The sequence below is a fragment of the Treponema sp. UBA7567 genome, from assembly GCF_002476655.1.
Classification (GTDB): domain Bacteria; phylum Spirochaetota; class Spirochaetia; order Treponematales; family Treponemataceae; genus Treponema_D.
The window spans coordinates 253-3,023 of sequence record NZ_DLLH01000041.1; the positions used below are offsets into that span (position 1 = coordinate 253).

A 2,771-nucleotide genomic window follows, 5' to 3' on the forward strand; every position below is an offset into this window, starting at 1 on the left:
GACGCTCTTTTTTTTGAGATTCTGTCTTTACGTTTGATTGACTAAAAATGTATTATAATTATCCAAGATGAATAACGTGAAAACAGCTTTTTTTAAAAAAGATATTCAAAATAAATTTAATATTTCTCTTGCTACTGTAAACAATTGGATAAAGACAGGTGTAATTCCATCTCCAAAAGATGGAGTATATACAAAAGATGATTATTCGGCATTGATAAAATCAATAGAAACAGGTTCGTCACGGCTGCAGTCAAGGGCTAACCGTTCTTATCAGAATTTTTCAAGTGCTGTATTCTTAGGAATAAAAGATAAAAAACGCAAAGAACTTCTTTTAAAGCTTATTGAAATATTCGAAAACAGCAGCCTTTCTATTCAAGAGGCTGTCTCTTGTCTTGGAAAACAAATTCTTTTAAGCAACGATTTATATGATGAAAAATCAGACATTTTCTTAAAAATAAATAACATATATAACGGCGAAAATATTTTTGAAAACTTTCATATTGAAAATAAAGATGATGATATTTTAGGGGCGTTTTATCAGTCTGTTCAGACTATTTCATGTAAATCAAAAGACGGGGCTTTTTACACACCTTCGGAAATTCTTTCTTCTATAGAGATTCCAATAAATGCTAAGGTCTTGGATCCTTGCTGTGGTAGCGGAAGCATTTTGATAAACACGCTTTCAAAAGAACATAATCCTGATAAAATTTTCGCTTTTGATATAGATGAAGTTGCTTTGCTGATTTGCCACATAAATCTTGTTTTGTTTTTCAATAATCCTTTTATTTCTTCTCATATCGAAAAACACGACTTGATTTTTTCAGATGAAACTGACTTGTTTTTACAGAGTGATGAAAAATATGATTTTATTGTTACAAATCCGCCATGGGGAAGCAAACTTTCAAAAAAGCAAAAGGATTTATTGCTGTCTAAATATCCTTTTTTGAACACAACAGAAATTTTTAGCATTGCATTGTATAATTCCATAAATAAGCTGTCTGCAAACGGCAAATTGAATTTTTTTCTGCCGGAATCCATATTAAATGTTGCGGCTCATAAAAATATACGAAAATTTTTATTGAATACGCATCGGAATATTGAAATTTTACCATTGGGAACGGCATTTAAAGGTGTCCAGTCTGAATGTGTGCTTCTAAAGCTTTCCGAAATTGCAAAATACGAGAGTCAAATTACCGTTGAAAAAGAGAGACAATATAAACTTAATATAAAAAATATAACTGCCCCTGATTATTTAATTTCTTACAATGTTTCTGAAATTGATGATAAAATCTTAAACAAGATTTATTCATTGGGTGAAGCAAGACTTCCTGAGAGTACAAAATTCGCTTTGGGGGTTGTAACTGGCAACAATAAGAAATTTCTTCATGAAGAAAGACTGTATGATGATGAGCCGATTTTTAGAGGGAAGGACATAATTCCATACAGGTTAAAATCTCCTGAAGTTTTTATAAAATTTACGCCCGATATATTTCAGCAAGTTGCGCCTGTGGCAATATATCGTTCAAAAAAAATCGTTTACAAATTTATTTCTGATAAGATTGTCTGCGCTTTGGATGACGGCCAGTTATTTTTGAACAGTGCGAACATGATTATTTCTCCTGATTATCCGATGGAAATGCTTGTCTGTCTTTTTAACAGTCCTGTTTACACATTTATTTACCAGAAAAAATTTAAGTCAAAGAAAGTCTTAAAGCAGCATTTTCAAAATTTCCCATTGCCAGTATTGGATTCTGATTTAAGCGGAAAATTTTATGAAGTCTATGCTGATATTTTAAACAATACAAAAACTCAGAAAGCTGCTGATGAGCTGATTTGTGATTATTTTGGAATTTCTGAAACAGAATACGATTATATAAAGGAGAGTGTCTATGGAAATCCTTGAGAAAGAGCTTGAAAAACTGATTTCTAAATTAAAAGATGCGGATGATTTCCGCTCTGAAATTGAAAATATTCAGAATGTGTATCCTTTTAATAGATATGAATATGTTATAACAAAACTTGTTGAAGAAAAAATCCTTTCTTATGAAGATTATCTTGAATTGCGAAATGATTACATCAATAGAAATTTATATCTCTATGTTTTTGAAATTTCCGCTCCACGAGGTTTTGGCGATACCTGGGGCTTTAGCCATCTTCTTGCGGTTGAACCTGAATTGAAACGTCCTTCAAAGAAAATCGATTCATCTTATAAAGGACAGTATGATTTGTATTTGCCATATATGGGCGAAAATATAAAAATTGAAGTAAAAGGCTCTCGTGCAGTTGACAGAAATAGACCAAACGAGCCTCTTTATATGAAAGCGCTTTCTTCAAATTCAACAAAAGATTTTCTTATGAATTTTCAGCAAATAAAGCCAACTTGTTGCGATGTTATGCTTTGGTTTGCGGTTTATAGAGATTGCGTAAAATACTGGGTTTTAAAAAACAGAGATATATATAATTTAAATTTCTCTCCGCAGCACAGAAACGCTGAAACTGCGACAAGAAAAGACGGTTACAAGAAAACTGATATTTTCGAAGGTCAAGTGATGATTACTCGTGAGAATATTGATTCTATACAGAAGTTTCAGGTTGACGGACGTGCATTGCGGCAGGCAATTATTGATAAATATGAGGAATAATAAATAGAAAACTTTACGGAAAAACAGAATCAACATTGACATCAGCCACCAGCAGCATTGTAAAGTGTCAAAAACTCGATTGTACATCGACAACGAACAACATTGTCAGCTGTCAAAACGTAGGTTGAT

At 32.3% G+C, this 2,771-nt stretch carries 2 protein-coding genes; both read left to right on the forward strand.

The features are described from left to right. Window positions 1-67: 67 nt before the first annotated feature. Window positions 68-1,903 carry an N-6 DNA methylase gene (locus tag B3Y13_RS05060; RefSeq protein ID WP_296667536.1) on the forward strand — a complete coding sequence of 612 codons (1,836 nt, stop codon included), beginning with the start codon at window positions 68-70 and terminating at the stop codon, window positions 1,901-1,903. Beyond that, complete coding sequence (locus B3Y13_RS05065; protein WP_296667538.1) at window positions 1,890-2,642, forward strand: hypothetical protein; 753 nt, start codon at window positions 1,890-1,892, stop codon at window positions 2,640-2,642. The genes B3Y13_RS05060 and B3Y13_RS05065 overlap by 14 nt, the downstream gene beginning before the upstream one ends. Window positions 2,643-2,771 lie beyond the last annotated feature (129 nt).

Coding starts and splice junctions, on each gene's coding strand:
- B3Y13_RS05060 (WP_296667536.1), top strand. CDS start 68: ATGAATAACGTGAAAACAGCTTTTTTTAAAAAAGATATTCAAAATAAA.
- B3Y13_RS05065 (WP_296667538.1), top strand. CDS start 1,890: ATGGAAATCCTTGAGAAAGAGCTTGAAAAACTGATTTCTAAATTAAAA.